The 20,528-nt window shown below is 68.3% G+C and carries 17 protein-coding genes; 3 read left to right on the top strand and 14 right to left on the bottom strand.

The window, feature by feature from the left end; genetic code table 11:
* Positions 1-194: 194 nt before the first annotated feature.
* The 9 genes from VRZ77_RS08425 to recJ form a co-directional block, all read right to left on the bottom strand.
* Positions 195-1,349, bottom strand: a complete 1,155-nt coding sequence (locus tag VRZ77_RS08425) for an aminotransferase (protein ID WP_414592223.1) — start codon at positions 1,347-1,349, stop codon at positions 195-197.
* A gap of 83 nt (positions 1,350-1,432) precedes the next feature.
* A complete protein-coding gene (locus tag VRZ77_RS08430) occupies positions 1,433-2,539 on the bottom strand; it encodes a DUF1513 domain-containing protein (RefSeq protein WP_414592224.1) in 1,107 nt (368 codons plus the stop codon).
* Between the two features lie 8 nt (positions 2,540-2,547).
* A complete protein-coding gene (locus VRZ77_RS08435; RefSeq protein ID WP_414592225.1) occupies positions 2,548-3,672 on the bottom strand; it encodes an imelysin family protein in 1,125 nt (374 codons plus the stop codon).
* 13 nt (positions 3,673-3,685) lie between these two features.
* A complete protein-coding gene (locus VRZ77_RS08440) occupies positions 3,686-4,900 on the bottom strand; it encodes a di-heme oxidoredictase family protein (RefSeq protein ID WP_414592226.1) in 1,215 nt (404 codons plus the stop codon).
* A 131-nt stretch (positions 4,901-5,031) separates the two neighbouring features.
* Positions 5,032-6,483, bottom strand: a complete 1,452-nt coding sequence (locus VRZ77_RS08445) for a multicopper oxidase family protein (RefSeq protein ID WP_414592227.1) — start codon at positions 6,481-6,483, stop codon at positions 5,032-5,034.
* Positions 6,484-6,493: 10 nt separating this feature from the next.
* The gene (locus tag VRZ77_RS08450) at positions 6,494-7,780 is read right to left on the bottom strand and encodes an imelysin family protein (RefSeq protein ID WP_414592228.1); all 1,287 of its coding nucleotides are present in this window, start codon (positions 7,778-7,780) and stop codon (positions 6,494-6,496) included.
* A gap of 176 nt (positions 7,781-7,956) precedes the next feature.
* Entirely contained in the window at positions 7,957-8,244 is a 288-nt protein-coding gene (locus tag VRZ77_RS08455; protein WP_414592229.1) for a hypothetical protein, read from the bottom strand.
* A 325-nt stretch (positions 8,245-8,569) separates the two neighbouring features.
* Complete coding sequence (locus tag VRZ77_RS08460; RefSeq protein WP_414592230.1) at positions 8,570-9,862, bottom strand: NAD(P)/FAD-dependent oxidoreductase; 1,293 nt, start codon at positions 9,860-9,862, stop codon at positions 8,570-8,572.
* A 94-nt stretch (positions 9,863-9,956) separates the two neighbouring features.
* On the bottom strand, positions 9,957-11,777 hold the full coding sequence (recJ, locus tag VRZ77_RS08465; RefSeq protein WP_414592231.1) for a single-stranded-DNA-specific exonuclease RecJ: 1,821 nt from the start codon (positions 11,775-11,777) through the stop codon (positions 9,957-9,959).
* A 186-nt stretch (positions 11,778-11,963) separates the two neighbouring features.
* On the opposite strand from recJ, the gene VRZ77_RS08470 reads away from it, so the two are divergent.
* The gene (locus VRZ77_RS08470) at positions 11,964-13,319 is read left to right on the top strand and encodes an esterase-like activity of phytase family protein (RefSeq protein ID WP_414592232.1); all 1,356 of its coding nucleotides are present in this window, start codon (positions 11,964-11,966) and stop codon (positions 13,317-13,319) included.
* A 54-nt stretch (positions 13,320-13,373) separates the two neighbouring features.
* Here the strand turns inward: VRZ77_RS08470 and VRZ77_RS08475 are convergent, their stop codons facing one another.
* Positions 13,374-14,252 (bottom strand): DMT family transporter, encoded by an 879-nt coding sequence (locus VRZ77_RS08475; protein WP_414592233.1) that lies wholly within the window; start codon positions 14,250-14,252, stop codon positions 13,374-13,376.
* 239 nt (positions 14,253-14,491) lie between these two features.
* Between VRZ77_RS08475 and VRZ77_RS08480 the strand changes: the two genes are divergently transcribed.
* Together VRZ77_RS08480 and VRZ77_RS08485 are read left to right on the top strand one after the other, a co-directional pair.
* The gene (locus tag VRZ77_RS08480) at positions 14,492-15,565 is read left to right on the top strand and encodes a tartrate dehydrogenase (protein WP_414592234.1); all 1,074 of its coding nucleotides are present in this window, start codon (positions 14,492-14,494) and stop codon (positions 15,563-15,565) included.
* Between the two features lie 110 nt (positions 15,566-15,675).
* Entirely contained in the window at positions 15,676-16,365 is a 690-nt protein-coding gene (locus VRZ77_RS08485) for an alpha/beta hydrolase (protein ID WP_414592235.1), read from the top strand.
* 62 nt (positions 16,366-16,427) lie between these two features.
* Here VRZ77_RS08485 and VRZ77_RS08490 read toward each other — a convergent pair whose 3' ends face one another.
* The 4 genes from VRZ77_RS08490 to VRZ77_RS08505 form a co-directional block, all read right to left on the bottom strand.
* On the bottom strand, positions 16,428-16,769 hold the full coding sequence (locus VRZ77_RS08490) for a hypothetical protein (protein ID WP_414592236.1): 342 nt from the start codon (positions 16,767-16,769) through the stop codon (positions 16,428-16,430).
* Between the two features lie 51 nt (positions 16,770-16,820).
* Entirely contained in the window at positions 16,821-17,816 is a 996-nt protein-coding gene (gene glpX, locus VRZ77_RS08495; RefSeq protein ID WP_414592237.1) for a class II fructose-bisphosphatase, read from the bottom strand.
* An 11-nt stretch (positions 17,817-17,827) separates the two neighbouring features.
* Positions 17,828-19,147, bottom strand: coding sequence for a homoserine dehydrogenase (locus tag VRZ77_RS08500; protein ID WP_414592238.1), 1,320 nt, complete (start codon positions 19,145-19,147; stop codon positions 17,828-17,830).
* Between the two features lie 65 nt (positions 19,148-19,212).
* A complete protein-coding gene (locus VRZ77_RS08505) occupies positions 19,213-20,430 on the bottom strand; it encodes an LL-diaminopimelate aminotransferase (RefSeq protein WP_414592239.1) in 1,218 nt (405 codons plus the stop codon).
* Positions 20,431-20,528 lie beyond the last annotated feature (98 nt).

Here is a 20,528-nt window from a genome sequence, read left to right on the forward strand (position 1 = left end):
TGCAACGGGCGTGCCAACACTGGGAAACCATGGCGGGCGCGACAGATCCCGACCTCACCCTCAGTCTAATGGCCGATATGCCGAATTTCGCGCCATATGCTCAGAGATTGTACGCAAAATGGAAATTGTCTGCATTCCGTCGTAATGTTGGCATACAAACTAATGGGGTATGCCCGGAATATCCGGATTCTGCCTCAAACCTGGACAGTGGCCCGCGCCAGGCGGTCGATGGCGGAGTCCAGAGTGGCGTCGGTCTTGGCGAAACAGAACCGCACGACGCTTTCCACGCGGTCCTGCGCATAGAAGGCGGAGACCGGGATCGCCGCCACGCGGTCGCGCGTCACCATCTGCCGGCAGAACGCCTCGTCCTTCAGGTTGATGCCCTGCGCGTCGAGATCGACATTGAGGAAATAGGTGCCGGATGACGGCAGAACCCGCATGCCGATCCCGGCCAGCCCCGCGCTCAGCCGGTCGCGCGAGCGCTGCAGCCCGGCGCGCATGGAAAGGAACCAGTCGCGCTCCTTCCCCAGCCCATAGGCCACCGCCGCCTGCAGCGCGGGCGGCGTGGTGAAGGTGAGGAACTGGTGGGCCTTGGAGAGCACCTGCATGAGTTCCGGCGCCGCGCAGACGAAGCCGACTTTCCAGCCGGTCATGCCGAAGATCTTGCCGGCCGAGCCGATCTTCACCGCGCGCCCGCGCATGCCGGGCAGCGCCAGCACGCTGGTGTGTTCCAGCCCGTCGAACACGACATGCTCCCACACCTCATCGCTCACCAGCACCGCGCCGTGGCGCACGCAATAGCTTGCGAGCAGTTCCAGCTCCTGCCGGTCGAACACGCGGCCGGTGGGGTTGTGCGGGTTGTTGAACAGCACCAGCTTGGTGCGCGGCGAGAAGGTCTCCGCCAGCGCCGCCTCGGTGATGCGCCAGGCCGGCGGCACGAGGCGCACCAGACGCGGAATGCCGCCCGCACGCTGCACCAGCGGCAGATAGGCGTCGTAGAGCGGCTGGAACAGCACCACCTCGTCGCCCGGCTCGATCAGCGCCAGCAGCGCCCCCGCCAGCGCCTCGGTCGCGCCGGAGGTCACCATCACCTCGCGCTCGGGATCGAGGTCGAGCCCCTGCCACAGCGCATAGTGATCGGACACCGCGCGGCGCAGCTCCGGCGTCCCCATCATCGGCGGGTACTGATTCCAGCCGTCGAGCACCGCCTCGGCCGCCTTCTCGCGCACATCGCGCGGGCCCGGATCGTCCGGGAAGCCCTGCCCGAGATTGACCGCCTCATGCTCGCGCGCGAGCCGCGACATGGTTTCAAACACGGTGGTGGGCAGCGAGGCGAACAGGCGGTTCATTTACAGGAAACCTGAGTACATAAAGGCGAAAGACGGACTGAGCCTGTTCTTATCCTCCCGCGCCTGGCAAAAGGAAAGAGCCCCTACCCCGCAAGCACCGCGTGATTGTCGAAGCGTGGCCCCCCCGAGCGCCGGGCGACCACCCCCACACCCTCGCTATCGGTCGCGATCAGCACCACCTCGCCGAGCCCGCTGGTGGCGAGGAACTGCCCCGCCTCGCGCGTGGGTGCGAGGCCGCAGCCGTCGACCAGCGGGATCGAGCCGAGGAAACGCCCATCGGCCCTCCACAGCATGACACGGTTGCCGCGCGGGCTGGCGGCGGCGACATAGCCGCCGGAACGGTCATAGGCGACCGAGCCGACATAGCTGCGCAGGCCCCGCCATTCCGCGTCCGGCGCGTCGAAGGCCCGCAGCCGTTCTCCCTCGACGGCGTAGAGCAATGGGCGAGCGATCTCGTCGGTGATCAGGTCCTGCGCGGCGACCGCCACCTGCCCGTCCGGCCCGCGCGCGAGATGGCGCAGCGACAGCGAAGCCAGATCGTCCGACAGCTCCGCCACCGAGCGCAGCTTTCCCGTCTGCGCATCCAGCAGCGCGATACTGGCGCCCGCGACCTCGGCGCCGATCGCTTCCGGCGTGTGCGGTTCGATACCGCCATTGGCCACCACCAGCGCGCCGCCCGACGGCAGCATGTCGTGCGGGCCGATCCCTGAGGATGCCCATTCGGCGACGATGGCAAACCCGGCCTCGACATCGCGCAGCGACACCACGCCCTCCCCGCCCGGCACCTCGATCTCCACCGCGAGGAAACGCCGCCCGCCCTCGATGAAGCGGCCATGGCCGGAGAAGACGCGGCCTCCACCCGGCTCGAAGGTCGCGAGCACCAAACCGTGCCGGCGGTCGAACAGCACCGCCATGGTGCCGGGCCGGCGGGCGACGGCGATCGCGGTCACCCCGTCGGGGCTCGGCTCCACCCAGTGCAGCCGCTGCATGCCGGCGCCCACTTGCGTCGCGCCGTAATCCGGCGCCAGCACGACAGGCGCGAATCCGTCCGCTACGCCGGCCGTCGCCAGCCACTCGGCCTCCAGCAGATGATCCTGCGCATGCGCGGTGCCGAACAGCACGCGCGGTGCGCTGGCAAGACCGCCGACAGCGGCCAGCAGCGAGCGGCGGGAGAGGTCGAACAGGCCCATGATGTGCCTCAATCGCCGTCGAGCGCATTGAAACCGAGCGGCACGCCGAGCCCGGAGGCCAGCGGATCGGCGACCTTGGCCTGCGCGGCCTTGAAGGTCGCGGCCGCGCTCTCCAGCGCCTTGCGACCCTGCGACGTGGTGGCGGCGGTGCCGATATCATCGGGCAGAGCCTGCGCGGCCTTGGCCGCGGCCTCGGTGGCGGCTGCGATCACGGCCTGCCCCTTGGCGTCGATGCCCTTGGAGAGCAGCACAGCGAGGTCGTCGGCGCTGGTAATCATCACGGCGATGGTCGCCTTCGACAGGCCGCTGCGCCGGCGGTCCGCGATCAGCGGCTTGGCCTCGTCGGGCGACTTGCCGAGCACCGCCAGCAGCCGCTGGTCGACCACGCGCTGATAGGCGCCGGCAAGGTCGGTGACGATCTGGCTGAGCAACGCGGACGGATCCGGAAAGAACACCGGGTCGGTCTTGCCGGCGAGGAGCTGGGCGAGCAGGCCGTGGCTCCGGTCGCCCCAGCCCTGCCGGATCTCGCCGGCCATAGTGTCCAGATTCACGCCGATCGCCTGGCCGATCTGGCAGCGCCTCGCCGCTTCCGGGCCGGCGAGCAGGGCCTGCGCCGCGCCCTCGTCATACAGAAGGCGCTCCAATGCCGGCAGCCCCTGCGCGGCGGCGCTCAGGCGCGCGAAGCGCTGCGGCGCCAGCCGCTCGTCGGTCGGGTCGGCAATCAGCTCGGTTAGCGAACGCCCGACAGCGTTGCGCCGTTCGGGAAACAGGTTGAAGCGGTCCGGCCGCAGCGACAGCATGACCGGGCCGAAGGTGATGAACTCGACCGAAGCCCAGGCATTCGACGTCGCCGCGAAGCGCTGCTTCAGTTGCTCCAGTCCGGCGGCCGAAGGGCTGGCGCAGAAAGCGTTCCATGCCTCTTTCTGCGCGCTGGTCGCGGCAAGCAGCGCGTCGTAGCGCGGTAGCAGCCATTGCTCGACCACCTCCGGCGCGGCGACCGGCGCGGCATGGGCGCGGACGCTGAAAAACTGCGCCACCAGCGTCGCCACCGTGGCGACGGTCGGCACGCCCAGCGCCGCCTGCCCGATCTGCGAGGCGAGCGCCAGAGCCATGGCGATGGGAGAGCGGGACATGATGGGCCTCGGATCAGAGAGAGGAAACATAGTCGAGCAGAGCGCGGCGCTCGCGCATGTCCAGCGCGTCGAAGCGGGCACGGGCGCGGGTCGCCTCGCCGCCATGCCAGCGCACCGCCTGCGCGACGTCGGCCGCCCGGCCATCATGCAACAGCCCCGCGCCGCGCGCGAGACCGCGCGACAGGCCGGCAAGCGGGGCCGTACGCCATTCGCCCGCCGCTGCACCCGGCACGCCGGCGGGATCGGCAAGGCCGTCGCCCATATCGTGCAGCAGCACGTCGGTGAACAACGCCACTGTTCCGCCGTCGCGCAAGGGCAGCTCCGGGCGATGGCAGGTTGCGCAGCCGGTCGAGGCGAACAGCCGAGCGCCGCGCCTGTCGGCGCCGCTTTCCGGGACCTTCAGCGCGGCGAGATAGGCGACGATGCGCCGGACGATGGCGTCGCCGATTTCAGGTTCGCCCTCGGCGTCGCGGCCATGGGGCGCGTTGCGGCAGGCCGTCTGCGCCTCACTGCAGTCGCCCCAGGGCTCCGGGCGCTCGGGGGTGGAAAGGCCAAGATCGAGCGAAAAGGCTTCGGCGGCCTGGCTGGCCAGCGTGGCATGGCTCGCCTTCCAGCCGAAACGGCCGATGGCCGAGCCGCCTTCGGCATGGTCCAGCCGCCGCGCACGGCCGCGCACGCCGTCGCCGTCGCGGTCATCCGGGTCCTCCAGCGCGAGGATCGCGGCGTCGTCCACCTGCTCCAGCAGGCCGCGTCCGCGCAACTGGGGAGCGGCACGCAGCGAGATGAAGGTGGCGGGGTCCAGCGGCCCATAGCCGGCATTCTCGATGCGCGGCACGCGGCGTCCCTGCTCGACGGCGACCGCGATCTCGCCTTCCGCCGGGACGCCGGGCAGAGTCATGGTTTCCATCCGACGGCCATAGACCGGATCGGCCGCGCCATCCTCCCGGATCAGCGACAGCACCAGGCCGAGCCCCTCCGGCCGTCCGGCGGCGTCGAGCGCGGTGGCGCCGCGCCCGGCGCCCGCCGGGTGGCAGGCAGAGCAGGAGCGCGCGTCGAACAGCGGACCGAGCCCATCATTGGCGCGGGTGGATGAGGGCGCGGGCACCCAGGGCCGTTCGAACAGCGCCTTGCCGATCGCCCGGTCGAGCCCGGCTTCCTCGGCATGGGCGAGCGCGGGAAGCAGCGCGAGCCCCGACAGCACGCCCCCCGCGACCGCGACCAACGTCACAACTCTCCGCCACACGGGGAAGCCGGCCGCGCGGCTTCCGGGCAAGGGCGCCGGCGCGGCGGGCCGACGCGGCCTCGTCCCGCCCCCTCGGGGAGAAGGAGCATGCCGCGTAATCTGCTCCGCGCGCGCCATCATACCACCCGGAAATAGCCCATCATGCCGGTCTCCATGTGCTCCAATATGTGGCAATGGAACACCCAGTCCCCCGGCGCGGCAACGAAGGCGATCTCCACCGCCTCCCCCGGCTGCACCAGCACGGTGTCCGCCAGATGACGCGGCAGCCGGTCGAGGCTGGAGGAGAGCACCTCGAAGGCATGGCCGTGGAGGTGCACGGGATGGGGGAACCGCGTCTCGTTCTTGATCTCGACGCGGTAGCTGGCATCGGCCTTCATGGTCGCGAGCGGCGGCGGCACGCTGCGGCGCTCGCCGGTCGGCCAGCTATTCTGATTGATGCCCCAATAGGTGGTCGAGCCGACGCACAGGCTGTCGAGCAGAGCCTTCGCCAGCGGATCGTCGGGCGGGAGGCTGAGCTCCTTCACCGCGCTGTCGGTCGCCTGCTGCAGCGTGAAGGAATGGCGCGTTGCCTTTTTGAGGTCGGCGCGCGGAATGTTGGCCTTGGGCAGGGCATAGGCCGGCTTGCCGCGCTTCACCCGGCCTTTCGCTGTCAGCGTGGCGAAGCTGTAGACCTTCGCGGCGCGATAATCGCCGATCGTCACCGGCGAGCCGTCCGTCGGCATGCGCAAAGCGAGGTCTATGCGCTGGGCCGGACCCATGCGCCAGACGCCATCCGGCAGCGAATCCAGGCTCACCGGCGGCAAGGCATGGCCGTCGACCGCGATCAGCATCGCCTCGGCACCCTCGACGCCGATATCCATGATGCGGGTCGAATCGACATTCAGGATGCGCAGCCGCACATCTCCACCCGCCGGGGCGGTGAGCGCAAGCGAGGGTGCGCCGTTCACCGAACGCGTGGCGCCGAAGGTGCCGGCCTTGGAGGCGCCGTCCGGCTCGGACAGATTGAGGAAGCTGCCGTCCTGCGCGAGCCGCCAGTCCTTCAGCGACAGCACATGCTCGGCGTCGAATTCGGGATCGCGCGGGTCCTCGACGACCAGCACGCCGACCAGCCCGCGCCCGGCCTGCCCGGTCTCGTCGCAATGGGGATGGAAGAAGAACGTGCCGGGATCGTCCAGCGGGATGCGGTAGACGAAGCGACCGCCGGGCTGAATCAGCGGCTGGGTGATGGTCGGCACGCCATCATATTCGTTCGGCATGCGGATGCCGTGGAAATGCACGGTCGAGCCCTCATCGAGCCCGTTCTCGAACGTCGCCTCAAGCCGCGTGCCGCGCGGCAGGCGCAATTCCTGAAAAGGGATTCCGTCATAGGCATAAATGCGCGTGGCGGGTCGGTCGGCGCCGAGCAGGCGGAAATCCATCTCGCCGGAGGCCAGCGTCAGGGTCTTCGTCGGCACGAAGGCGGCCGGCGTGCGGGCGACGCTGATGCGCGAGGGAGCCAATGCCGCCCCCGCGCCCAGTGCCGCCGCGCCGAGAAAGGCGCGGCGCGAGAGGCTCGCGCCGCGGGTCACGACCGGGCGCTCACTGGCCGACCTTGGAGGGATCGTCCAGGCTGTCGGAACCTTCCACCTTGATCTTCAGCTTGAGCGCGGAGACCACGCCTTCGATGGCGCGGGTCTGGGCGACGAGGGAATCGACGCCCTTCTGCACAAGGGCGTTGCCCTCAGCATTGCCTTCGGCGATCTGCTGGTCATAAGCCTGCTTGCCGCTGTCGGCCTCGTCCTTGATCGCCTTGAGCGCGGCGAGCGCGGCGTCGATCTTGGCCTCCGCCTCGTCATTCGCCTTGGGCGCCAGAGCGGCGGCATAAGCGGCGACCGACGGCCCCTCGACCACCGAGCCGTCCACGCGCGTGTACTTGCCGCGATAGATCGAGGCGATGCCCAGCTCGTCGTAATAATGCGAGTTGTGGGTGTTGTCGGAGAAGCAGTCATGCTCCTCCTCGGGGTCGTGCAGGATCAGGCCGAGCTTCATGCGCTCGCCCGCCAGCTCGCCATAGGAGAGCGAACCGAGGCCGGTGAGGATGGTGCCGAGCGCGGCCTTGCCCTTCTGGTCCAGCACCGCCTTGCGGGCCTTGCCCTTCGGACCCCACCACTTGGTCATGTCGGTGAGGTCGGTCACCAGCAGGTCGGTCGCGGCCTTGAGATAGGCGGCGCGGCGCTCGCAATTGCCGCCGGTGCAGTTCGAGGTCGAGTAATCGGTGGCAGGACGCTTGCCCGCGCCCGGCCCCGTGCCGTTCAGGTCCTGACCCCAGAGCAGGAATTCAATGGCGTGATAGCCGATGGCAACGTTGGATTCGACGCCACCCGCCTCCTGAAGGCTGTCCAGCAGCTTCGGCGTGATCTTCGAGGTGTCGATCGTCTTCTTGCCGATGCGCACCTTGGTGTTGGCGATGATGTTCGCGGTATAGAGCGGGTTCTCATCCGACGTATCGCCGTAGCTCTTGTCGACATAGTCGATGAGACCTTCGTCGAGCGGCCAGGCGTTCACGCGGCCTTCCCAGTCGTCGACGATGGCATTGCCGAAGCGGAATCCCTCCGTCTGCTGATAGGGAACCCGCGCGGCCTTCCACGCGGCCTTGGCGGCGTCGAGATTGGCCTCGGTCGGCGCGGCGATGAGGGCATTGACCGCGGTCTGGAGCGCCTTGGCGGTCGTCAGGCTGTCGCCATACATCGCCTCGGCGATATTGGCATAGGTGACGGCAATGTCCTTGGGCTTCGGCGCGGTATCGGCATGCGCCGGGGCGGCGACGACCGCGCCCAGCGCGAGGGCCGCGAGCAGCGGCGCGGCGAATGTCATTCGGGCTCGCATGGATGTCTCCTCCGGGCACCTCCGCGGCACCCCTAGCGAAGCATTCCTACGCCACCGGACGAAGAACCCGCAAGTCTTCACGCCTACATTAGAATGTTTATACGGTGAATGCTACGCTGCGTCAGGTTTGCTATTGACCTGGATCAAGCCGAATACTTTATGAAACGGCCCGCGTTTCACGCTCTAGAACTCGCCAGTGTTGCCAGCGCCTCTTGCAGGTCCTCGTCCGTCACGCTGGCCAGCGGGCGCAGCACCTTGGCGGCCTCGGTCTTGCGGCCGGGGCGCATCACGAGCACCACGGTCTCGGCGCCGCCACAGGCCGGATCGCCGCAGGCGATCTCGGTAATCGAGAGCGTGGTTTCCTCGCCGACGCCGAGTATCGCCCGCGCCTTCTGCGCCAGTTCGCGCGCGGCATCGGGCGCCGCCTCGCTGCCCTGCCCCCGGCGAAAGAACAGCCGTGCCATGCCTCAATCCTCATGCCAGCCGCGCGGGCGCCTGTGCACCAGCTAAGCGCGCCGCGTCCCCGGCGCAAGTCGCCGCAGCGGCCGGCAGTTTTGTCGAAGTAAAAACAATCAGCCTTCTTTAGAAATATAATAACAATCAAAGATAATCGTTGTGACGCTCGTCATGACGGAGTATTCATCTCTACGAAGTCGGTGACCGCGGCGCAACCCGGCAGCCATCGACCACCCTGACAGGTTCGCGAGACCGTTTTCCCGGCTGGTCTCGTGATCCCGCGCGGGACGGCGGCACGCGCTCCCTCAGCCGTCGTCCCGCGCTTTCAGGTCGTTATCCCGCGTCCGCCGCGCTCCACGGCCCGGTCCAGGGCGTCGGCTCCGCGAGCCCGAGATGGCGCAGCGCCCCGCAGGCCGCCGCATAGCCGGTCGCGAAACAGCCCTGAAGCAGATAACCGCCGGTCGGCGCCTCCCAGTCCAGCATTTCGCCGGCAACGAACTGGCCCGCGAGCGCATTCGACATCAGCTCCGGCCCGAGCGCGGAGCGGGTGACGCCGCCCGCCGAGGAAATCGCGCGCTCCAGCCCGGCGAGTCCCTCGACCGCGAGCGGCACCGCCTTGATGCGCGCCGCCAGCGCCTGCGGCTCGGCCGGCAGGTCACGCCCGGCCTCGCGCAGCAGCGCGCTCGCGGCCGGAGAGAGCGCCGCGGCCTTGCGGAGCCGGTTCGCCATGGATTCGCCCTTGCGCGTCGCCGCCAGCCGGGCGGCGAGTTCCGCCTCGTCGAGGTCCGGACGCAGGTCGACGGTAAGCTTAGCGGTGCCGTCCCACTCCGCCTCGTCGCGCAGGCGGGCGGAGAGCTCATAGACCGCCCCGCCCTCCAACCCGCTGTCGGTGATCATCGCCTCCCCGCGCACGCGCACGCCGCCGGCAATGAGCGCGATGCGCTTGAGCGGCTGGCCGGCATGGCGGGTGCGGAAGAACTCGCTCCATAGGATGCGCGCGCCGCTGTTCGACGGGCGCAGCGGGATGACACTCACCCCCGCCTCGCGGAACGGGGTCACCCAGCTCCCGTCGCCGCCAAGGCGCGGCCAGCTTGCCCCGCCGAGCGCGAAGATCACGACGTCAGCCGACACCACATGCTCGCCCTGCGGCGTGGCGAAACGCAGCCCGCCCTCTAGCGTCCAGCCGCACCAGTCGTGCCGCGTCTCCAATGTGACGCCGAGCGCACCAAGCCGGCCGAGCCAGGCGCGCAGCAGCGGGGAGGCCTTGAAGCTTTTCGGGAACACCCGGCCGCTGGTGCCGATGAAGGTCGGCTCGCCGAGCCCCTCGACCAGCGCGCGCAGCCGGGCCGGCGGATAGGCGTCGAGCATCGGCGCCAGCCAGTCGCGCGCGCCACTGTAGCGGGCGAGGAAAGTCTCGCGCGACTCGGAATGCGTGATGTTCAGCCCCCCACGCCCGGCGATGAGAAACTTGCGGGCTGGCGAGGCCATGCGCTCATACACGCTCACCCGGCATCCAGCCTCCGCCAGCACCTGCGCGGCGATGAGGCCGGCCGGGCCGGCGCCGATGATGGCGACGTTTCGCCTCCCGGCGGTGAAAGCCGAGTCGTCTCCGATGCTTGCGGTCACGGCTTCACTTCCTGATTCTGGGCGCCTCCGCGCTGAGAAGGCGATTCAACTTGCCGCCATTCCGATTCCGCTGCTGCGCGCATGTCGTTGTTTCTCAAGCCTGATCCGGGTCGGCGACATCGCTGATGCGCAGGCTGGCCTGCGAACGGCCCTGCCAGCTGTCGATGTCGAGCGTTCCGGCGACATGCATCTGCCGTCCCCGGGCCTCCAGCAGCGCCCGGCCCAGCGGCGCATTGGCGGCGCGGAAGGCGACGGCGGAGAGCGTCGCGCCGTCCGAGCCGCGCAGTCGCACCCGCACCTGATCAGTGCTGCCGACCTCCGCAAACACCACGCGATGGGCGGGAAAGGCGAAAACGGGCTGCGGGTTGCCCGCGCCGAACGGCCCGGCGCGCTCCACCGTCTCGATCATCTCCGGCGTCGCCCCGCCAGCCGAAAGCGCGCCGTCGATCGCCAGTTCGTCGACCGCGCGAGCGACATCCACCGCGCTGGAGAGCACCTCCTCAAGATAGGCACGCAGATCACCCAGCCGCTCGCGCTCGATGGTCAGTCCCGCCGCCATGGCGTGGCCGCCGCCCTTCACCAGAAGGCCGCGCTCCACCGCGCCGCGCACGGCGCGCCCGACATCGACGCCGGGGATCGAGCGCGCCGAGCCCGCGCCGGTGGCGCCGGTGAAGGCGATGGCGAAGGCGGGGCGTCCAAACTTTTCCTTCAGCCGCGCCGCCACCAGCCCGACCACGCCGGGGTGCCAGCCCTGCCCGCTGGACAGGATCACCGCCCCCTCCCCCGACAGGCCGAGCGCGGCCTCCGCCTCGGCTTCGGCCTGCGCGACGATGGCGCGTTCCACCTGCTGGCGCTCCGCATTGAGCCGGTCGAGTTCCACCGCGAGCGCCGCCGCCTCGATCGGGTCCTGGCAAAGCAGCAGGCGGGCGCCGAGCGCGGCATCGCCGATGCGCCCGCCAGCATTGATGCGCGGGCCGAGCAGGAAGCCGAGATGCCATGCCTTGGGCGGGCCGGAGAGCCGCGCCGCGTCCATCAGCGCCGTCAGCCCCGGCCGCTGGCGCTTGCGCAGCTGGATAAGGCCCTTGGTGACATAGGCGCGATTGAGGCCGACGAGCGGCACCACATCCGCCACCGTGCCGAGCGCCACCATGTCGAGCGCGGCGAGCAGGTCCGGCTCCGGCCGCGCGGCATTCCACCAGCCGCGACGGCGCAGCTCGCGCACCAGCCCGACCGCGACGACGAACACCAGCCCGACCGCACAGAGATGGCCGAGCCCGGACAGGTCGTCCGCCCGGTTCGGGTTCACCAGCGCCGCGACCTGCGGCAGTTCCTCGCCGGTCTGGTGATGGTCGATCACCACCACGTCGAGGCCGATCTCATGGGCACGGGCGAACGGCTCGAAGCTGGCTGTGCCGCAATCGACCGTCACCAGCAGTGTTGCGCCATTGGCCGCCAGCGCCTCGATGGCGGGGATGTTCGGGCCGTAGCCCTCGAAGATGCGGTCCGGGATGTGGAACGCCGGATCGAGCCCGCCGGCACGCAACACCTCCACGAGCAGCGCGGTCGAGGTGGCGCCGTCGACATCGTAGTCGCCGAACACCGCCACCTGCTCACCCGTCACTACCGCTTCGGCGAGCCGCGCGACGCAGGGCTCCATGTCGGTGAGCGTATCGGGATCGGGCAGCAGGCGCTTGATGGTCGGGTCGAGCCAAGCGTCTACCTCGTCGAGGCTAACGCCGCGCCCGGCGAGCACACGCGCCAGCAGTTCCGGCACGCCATGGCGCTGCACGATCGCCATGGTCGCCTGCGCGCCGCGCACGTCGAGGCGTTCGCGCCAGAAGCGGCCGGTCGCCGAGCGGGCAACGCCGAGGAACGGCCGGGGCGCCGGGGCGGCGGTGGGAAGAACGAGACTCATGGGGGAGAGATAAGCCTCAAGCGCGCGCCCGCGTCGAGCCCGGCGCGACGGGAAGCGGCCACATTCCGCGCCTGCGGGCCGGGAGACGTCATCGAGGGGTCACCTAGACGTAACGCAACGGACACGGATGACGGTCAGGAAAGCGGCGTCGGCCGATCGGTCGACCGTCGACAAGGAGAACCGCTGATGTCCCGCACCCGCCTGCTCGCCGGCGCCGCCCTCGCGCTGATAGCCTTCAGCACCGGCGCGATCGCCGACCAGACCTATCCGGCCACGCTCGCCGGCCATGCCGTGCTTTCGGCCGCGAGCTTCATCGAGATGCCGGCCGATGCACCCGAGGACCTGAAGACCTCCGGCAAGTTCACCACCGGCACCCGCGTCGAGGCCCTCGGCACGGTGATGGGCAAGTCGGCGGGGCGCCCGACCGGCATCTCCCTGCCGTTCAAGGGCCAGCCGCGCCAGGGCCATTCCGGCATCAAGACCATGCCCGACGGCTCGTTCTGGATCATCACCGACAACGGCATGGGCGCGAAGGCTAACAGCCCGGATTCCGCGCTCTACCTCAACCGGTACACCATCGACTGGAAGGCCGGCAGCTTCACCCCGGTCGAAACAGTGTTCCTCACCGATCCCGACAAGAAGGTGCCATTCCGTATCGTCCACGAGGGCACGGAAAAGCGCTACCTCACCGGCGCCGATTTCGATCTCGAAAGCTTCCAGATCATCGACGGGAATTTCTGGATCGGCGAGGAATTCGGCCCCTTTCTGATCAAGGCCGACATGAGCGGCAAGGTGCTCGGCGTGTTCGAGACCGTCGCGGGGGAAATGCCGGTGCGCTCGCCCGATCATTATGCCGTCGCCTCGGCCGGCGCGCCGAACGCCCCCGCCAGCTTCAATGCCCGCCGCTCCAAGGGGTATGAGGGCATGGCTGCCTCCAAGGATGGCCGGTTCCTCTACGCGCTACTCGAGGGCCCGCTCTGGGACACCGACAAGAAGGACTGGCAGAAGACCGCCGACGGCCGCGAGTTCCTGCCGATCCTCGAATTCGACGTGGCCGCGGAGAAATGGACCGGCCGCATGTGGCAGTACGTTCTGGAGCAGAACGGCAACGCCATCGGCGACTTCAACATGATCGACGGCACGACGGGGCTCATCATCGAGCGCGACAATGGCGAAGGCACCGCCGACAAGGCGTGCGCCGAGGGCACCAAGGGCCCGGACTGCTTCCACGACCTCGCGAAGTTCAAGCGCATCTATAAGATCGAGCTGACCGACACCAATGCCGGCGGCCCGGTGCGCAAGATCGGCCATATCGACCTGATGAAGATCGCTGACCCTTCCAGCCTGGCGCGCAAGCCGCTCAATGACGGCGTGCTCACCTTCCCGTTCTTCACCATCGAGAATGTCGACGTGGTCGACGCCAACCATATCGTGGTCGGCAACGACAACAACCTGCCGTTCTCCTCCTCGCGGGACCTCAAGCAGGCCGACGACAACGAGCTGATCCTGCTGGAAGTCGGCGAGTTCCTGAAGGCGAAGTGACGCCCGCACCAAGACGACGGCCTCCCCGGTGTGTCCGGGGAGGTTCGCGCCGTCTCAAGCCGTGTCGGGCAGGGTCGGCGCAGCCAACTTACCTGCCGGCCGGCGCAGGATCAGGGCGACGCCGACCAGCATGACCAGCGCCCCGGCGATCTTCACCGGCGAAGGCACGTCGCCGATCAGCACGATGCCGAGCAGCACGGTGAGCAACGGGTTCAGCATCGAGAACGGCACCACCGCATTGATCGGATAGCGCTGGAGCAGCCAGTACCAGGCGCCGTAGGCGATGATCGACGAGCCGATAGCGCTGTAGACCACGGCGAGCCAGCCGAAGGGGCTGGCATAGTTCGCGGTGAACCAGCGCTCGCCCTCCAGCAGCCAGGAGGCGGCGAGCAGTTGCGGGATCGCGAGCAGCGACGACCAACCCATCATCGCCATCGGCGAGACGCCGGGTATTGATTTGATGATGAGATTGGTCACCGCCCAGGCGGTGGCGCTGATTACTAGCAATGTGAAGGGCATAGGCGACGGCATGGTCGGCCCGGCCGCCAGTAGCGCGATGCCCGCGATTGAAATTGCGAGCCCCAGCAGCCGCAGCCGCCCCAGCCGCTCCTTGAGCACGAGGCAGGCGAGAACGGTGGCGATCGGCGCGCCGAGCTGGATCAGGATCGCGCTCGTGCCCGCCTCGGCCCGTTCCAGCGCCAGGAACAGCACGCCGAAATGCAGCGTGCCGAATGTGAAGGACACCAACACCACGCCCTTCCACTGGTCGCGACGGATGCGGGTGAACGGCACCACCAGAGCCGCCACCAGCACGAAGCGCAGCGCGCTCATCAGGATCGGCGGAAACGCGGCGACCCCAAGTTTGATGACGATCATGTTGAGCGCCCAAAGCAGGACGACCAGCAGGGCGAGGAGCTTGAACCGGAAGGGCATCGGGGACCGAAAGGACGGGCCGCGCCGCCAGAAACGGCGAACGGCCGGAAAGGCTGTGAGGGAAGCGTTCCGTGGCCGAATAGCCCCGATCCCCGCCGCTGCCTAGGCATTTCCCGTTCGAACGGCACATCCCGCAGCCGACCGTGCAAGACACGCCTTGCCGACGCCGACGCGCGGCTGGAAAGTGCCGCCAACCGCCCTGCGCGATGTCTAGGCCGGGCGTCACCAGGAGACGAGACATGCGTACGTACCGCATCGCGGTGATCCCCGGCGATGGCATCGGCAACGAGGTGGTGCCGGAAGGCCAGAAGGTGCTGGAGGCGGCCGCCCGTCGCGGCGGTTTCGCCCTTGAGTGGCGGCATTACGATTGGTCCTGCGAACGTTTCGTCAAGACCGGATCGATGATGCCCGCCGACGGGCTGGACCAGATTCGCGACACCGACGCGATCTATCTCGGCGCCGTCGGCTTTCCCGGCGTGCCGGACCATGTGTCGCTGTGGGGCCTGCTGATCCCGATCCGCCGCAGCTTCCACCAGTACATCAACCTGCGCCCGGTGAAGCTGCTCAAGGGCGTGGAAAGCCCGCTCAAGGGCCGCGAGGCCGGCGACATCGATTTCTATGTCGTGCGCGAAAACAATGAGGGCGAGTATTCGTCCATTGGCGGCCGGCTGTTCGAGGGCTCGCCGGAAGAGCTGGTGATGCAGCAGTCCATCTTCACCCGCCGCGGCTGCGACCGGGTGATGCGCTATGCCTTCGAGCTCGCCGGCACGCGCAAGAAGCATGTCACCTCGGCCACCAAGTCCAACGGCATCAGCCACACCATGCCGTATTGGGATGAGCGCTTCGCCGCCATGGCCGCGCAATATCCCGGCTTCCGGACCGACCAGTTCCACATCGATATCCTGACCGCGCATTTCGTGCGCAACCCGCATTGGTTCGACGTGGTGGTCGGCTCCAACCTGTTCGGCGACATCCTCTCCGATCTCGGCCCCGCCATCGTGGGCTCGATCGGCATTGCGCCGGGCGCCAACATCAACCCGGAGCGGGACTACCCGTCCATGTTCGAGCCGGTGCACGGCTCGGCGCCGGACATCGCCGGCAAGGGGCTGGCGAATCCGACCGGCCAGATCTGGTCCGGCGCGATGATGCTGCGCCACCTCGGCGAGGAGAAAGCCGCGCTCGCCATCGAGGAGGTCATCGAGGAGGTGCTGGCCGAGCGCATCTGCCTCACCCGCGACCTCGGCGGCACCGCCTCGACGACAGAGGCCGGCGACGCCATCGCCGCCGCCGTGGCTGGACGCGACATCGGGTAATCGACCATCAAGTCAAGGCGCGGGACGGTCGCACGCCGCGCGCCTTTGCCGGGGCATGGGGGACGCAGACGGGCGTTTCCTTTTTCGATCCCTGTTCTATGGTGCGCGCCATGCAAGACCTCTCGCTCCTCGGCCGCCTCGCCTTCCGACACACGCCCCCCACCAAGCCCGCCTTGCCGCCCGGCCGGCACGATCTCGGCCTGTTCGAGACGCGCGATTACGTGCTGGTCGTGCCCGAGGGCCTCGATCCGGCGCGGCCAACGCCGTTCGTCACGCTGTTTCATGGCGGGGGCGGCAGCGCCGAGAAGATCATGCCGATCCTGCGCCGGCATGCCGAAGAGCGCGGCTTCCTGCTGCTGGTGCCGCAATCGCTGCTGCCGACCTGGGACATCGTGATCGCCGGCAACGGGCCGGATCGCGAGCGACTCGACATCGGCCTCGCCGAGGTCGCCGCGCGCTTCACGCTCGATCCCGCTCGCTTTGCCTTCGCCGGGCATTCGGATGGCGGCAGCTATTCGTTGTCCACCGGGCTCAGCAATGGGCGCTTCGTGACCCATATCCTCGCCTTCTCCGCCGGGTTCATGACCGTGCTGGCGCAGGAGGGCTCGCCCAAGGTTTTCATCGCCCACGGGCAGAACGACACCCAGACCCCGATCGCCACCGCCGGCCGCTCCCATGCCGCCAAGCTGCGGGCGGCGGGCTATGAGCTGACCTATGTCGAGCACCCCGGCCCCCACGCCTCGCAGCCGGCGATGGTGCAACTCGGGGTCAATTACTTCCTGAGCCATCCCGCGCTCTGACCGCGGCAAACAAAAAGGCCGGCGCAAAGGCCGGCCTTTCGTTCGGGGGATAGGCCGGAGCGTCAGCTCAGCGGCTTGACGCCCTTGGCGATCTCGGCCACGTCGGCGTCGATCTTGGCGAGGGTCGAGGCGAAGGCCTCCGGGCCGTCCTTCAGCGCCTTCTTGATGTCCGACGCCCAGGTCGGATGGCGCAGGGTGAAGGTGGTGGTGGCGGACGAGCCATACTTCTTCGACAGGTACACGTTCACCTTGAACGGCACCGGCTCGGAAACCATGTAGCTGGTGGTCGGGTGCTCGGCGACGAAGCTCTTATAGGCTTCGGCGACCGCGCCGTACTTGCCGGCTTCGATCAGGGCAGTGTTGCTGTTGATCAGCGCGACGAGAGCGGCATCTCCGGTGAACATGGCGTCTTTCCTTCCCGTTGGTTGAGCAAGCGAAACGGCCGAGGCGATGCCTCAGCCGAGGTGGAACTTGGACAGGTCGCGGTGCTCGGCCTCGATCCAGCGCACCGTGCCGGTCGCGGAGCGCATCACGACGGTGTGGGTCTTCACCACGCCCTTCTCGTACTTCACGCCCTTGAGCAGGTTGCCGGTGGTCACGCCGGTGGCGGAGAACAGGCAGTCGCCGCGCACCATGTCGTGGATGGTGTAGATCTTCTTCGGGTCGGAGACGCCCATCTTCTTGGCGCGCTCGCGCTTCTCCTCGGTGTCGAGGATGAGGCGGGTGTACATCTCGCCGCCGATGCAGCGCAGCGCAGCCGCGGCCAGCACGCCCTCGGGCGCGCCACCGGTGCCCATATAGATGTCGACGCCGGTCTCGTCGGGGTTGGCGGTGTGGATCACGCCGGCGACGTCGCCGTCGGTGATGAGCTGAACCGAGGCGCCGGTCTTGCGCACGGCCTCGATGATCGCCGCGTGGCGCGGACGGTCGAGGATCAGCGCGGAAATCTCATGCGGCTTCACGCCCTTCGCCTTGGCGAGGGAGTGGATGTTGTCGGCCGGCGAACCGTCGATGTCGATGGTGCCCTTCGGGTAGCCCGGACCGATCGCGATCTTGTCCATGTAGACGTCGGGCGCATAGAGCATGGTGCCGCCCTCGGCCATCGCCATGGTGGCGATCGAGCCGGGCATGTTCTTGGCGCAGAGCGTGGTGCCTTCCAGCGGATCGACGGCGATGTCGACGGCCGGGCCCTTGCCGCTGCCGAGTTCCTCGCCGATGAACAGCATCGGCGCCTCGTCGCGCTCGCCCTCGCCGATCACGATGCGGCCGGCGATCGGCAGCCGGTTAAGCTCGCGGCGCATGGCGTCCACCGCCGCCTTGTCCGCCGCCTTTTCGTCCCCGCGCCCGCGCAGCGCCGCCGACGCCACCGCCGCGCGCTCGGTCACGCGCACCAGCTCCAGTGTCAGAATGCGTTCCAGCAACTGATCGGGTTTGACCGTAATTTCCGCCATCGTCCCAGCCCTCAATCCTTCTCGATACGTATAACCTGCGGGGGCGAGGCGATCACGCCATCGATCTCGATGGCGGCGATCGCGCGGCGCACCGCGTCTTCCGTCGTCGCATAGGTAACCAGCACCACCGGCGCGGGGTCTTCCGCGCTGTCGGCCCGATCCCCGCCATGCGGCCGGCCACGCCGGTGCTGCATTATGGACTCAAGAGAAATATTCTGCTCGGCCATATGGCGGGCAATCGCTGCCGCCGTTCCGGGCCGATCGACCGCGGCGAGACGGATATAATACCCACCTTCATGACGCTGGATTGCAGGCTTGCCCGCCGGACGCAAATTGACCGCCGGCCAGCCGAAAACCGCGCGAGGCCGCGCCGCTGCAAGGTCGCACAGGTCGCCGACCACGGCCGAGGCGGTAGCATCGCCGCCCGCGCCGGGGCCGACCAGCGTCAGCGCCACCGCATCACCATCCACCGCCACCGCATTGGTAACGCCGGAGACCTGCGCGATTGGCCAATGTTTAGGCACCATGGTCGGGTGAACCCGCAGTTCCACCGCCTCGCCGGAACGCGCGGCGACGCCCAAAAGCTTGATTCGATAGCCGAGTTCGTCGGCGGCATCGAGATCGGCAAGGGTGATGGAGCGGATGCCCTCGACATGGATCGCCTCGGGGTCCGGCTGCACGCCGAACGCGAGGCTGGCCAGCAGCGCGAGCTTGTGGGCGGTGTCGAAGCCGTCGACGTCGAAGGTCGGATCGGCCTCGGCATAGCCGAGCTGCTGGGCCTGGTCGAGGCAGCTCTCGAAGGAGAGGCCCTCATCCTTCATGCGGGTAAGGATGTAGTTGCAGGTGCCGTTGAGAATGCCCGAAACCCGCTCGACGCGGTTACCGAGCAGCGCCTCGCGCAGCGTTTTGACGATCGGAATGCCACCGGCCACCGCCGCCTCGAAGGCGATACCGACACCCTTCGCCTCCGCCGCGCGGGCCAGCGCGACGCCGTGATGGGCGAGCAACGCCTTGTTGGCGGTGGCCACGTCATGGCCGGCCTCGATAGCGGCCTCGACGGCTGCCTTTGCGATGCCATCCGAGCCGCCGATCAGCTCGACGAAGACGTCGATGTCAGGATCGCGGGCAAGGGCGAGCGCATCGTCGAACCAGCGCACGCCGGAAAGGTCGCAGTCGCGATTACGGTTGCGGTCGCGTGCGCTGACCGCCACCACCTCGACCGTGCGGCCGGTGCGCGTGGCGATGTCATCCTTGCGGCGGGCCAGCATGCGCACGACACCTGCACCGACCGTACCTAGGCCGGCGATGCCAATTCTGAGCGGCGGCGCCATGAGTAATGTCCGAACACAACGAAAAAGCAGGAAACGGCACGGGCCCGGACGTAAGGTCCGAGCCGTCAGCGTACCGCGGCGAGAGGGACGACGTTGTGCAATGTTTCGGCGCCGGTTTCAAGGAAGCGCCGGACATTGCGCGCCGCCTGCCGAATGCGCTGCTCGTTCTCCACAAGGGCGATGCGCACATAGTCGTCGCCATGTTCGCCGAAGCCCACGCCAGGAGCGACCGCGACATCCGCCTTTTCGATCAGCAGCTTGGCGAATTCCACGCTGCCAAGCGCGCGGAACTTCTCCGGGATCGGCACCCAGGCGAACATCGAGGCGCTCGGCGAGGGAATGTCCCAGCCGGCCTTGCCGAAGCTGTCGACCAGCACGTCGCGGCGCTTCTTGTAGACCGCGCGCATCTCGGCGATGCAGTCCTGCGGGCCGTTCAGCGCCGCGGCCGCCGCAACCTGGATCGGGGTATAGGCGCCGTAGTCGAGATAGGACTTCACCCGCGCAAGCGCCGCGATCAGCCGCTCGTTGCCGACCGCAAATCCCATGCGCCAGCCGGCCATGGAGAAGGTCTTGGACATCGAAGTGAACTCGACAGTGACATCCATCGCGCCCGGCACCTGCAGCACGGAAGGCGGCGGGTTGTCGTCGAAATAGACTTCCGAATAGGCGAGATCGGACAGCACGATAAGGTCGTGCTTCTTCGCGAAGGCCACGACATCACGGTAGAAATCGAGATCGGCGACGCAGGCGGTCGGGTTCGACGGGTAGCAGATCACCAGCGCCAGCGGCGAGGGAATCGAGTGCATCACCGCGCGCTCCAGCGCGTGGAAGAACTCCGGTCCCGGCTCGCAGGGCACGGAACGGATCGCCGCGCCCGCCATCAGGAAGCCGAAAGCGTGGATCGGATAGGACGGGTTCGGCACCAGGATCACGTCGCCCGGGGCGGTGATCGCCTGCGCCATGTTGGCGAAGCCTTCCTTAGAGCCCAGCGTCGCCACGACCTGGGTGTCGGGGTTCAGCTTCACGCCGAAGCGGCGTTCATAATAGGCCGCCTGCGCGCGGCGCAGGCCGGGAATGCCCTTCGACGCCGAATAGCGATCGGTATGGGGCTTGCCGATGGTGTCCTTGAGCTTCTCGATGACGTGCGTGGGGGCGTCCAGATCGGGATTGCCCATGCCGAGATCCACGATGTCGGCGCCGGCGTTACGGGCGGCGGCCTTCACACGGTTGACCTGCTCGAACACATAAGGCGGCAGCCGGCGGATACGGTGGAAATCGGTCATCGGTCTCAAGCTCCAAGCCGCCTCTTTTCCTCACGAGGTCGGCGCATCGGGCGCTTCATATCATTGTTCGCGCGCCCGCACAGCGAGGGATCTCAGTC

The sequence above is a fragment of the Ancylobacter sp. G4_0304 genome (genome assembly GCF_047501495.1).
Classification (GTDB): domain Bacteria; phylum Pseudomonadota; class Alphaproteobacteria; order Rhizobiales; family Xanthobacteraceae; genus Ancylobacter.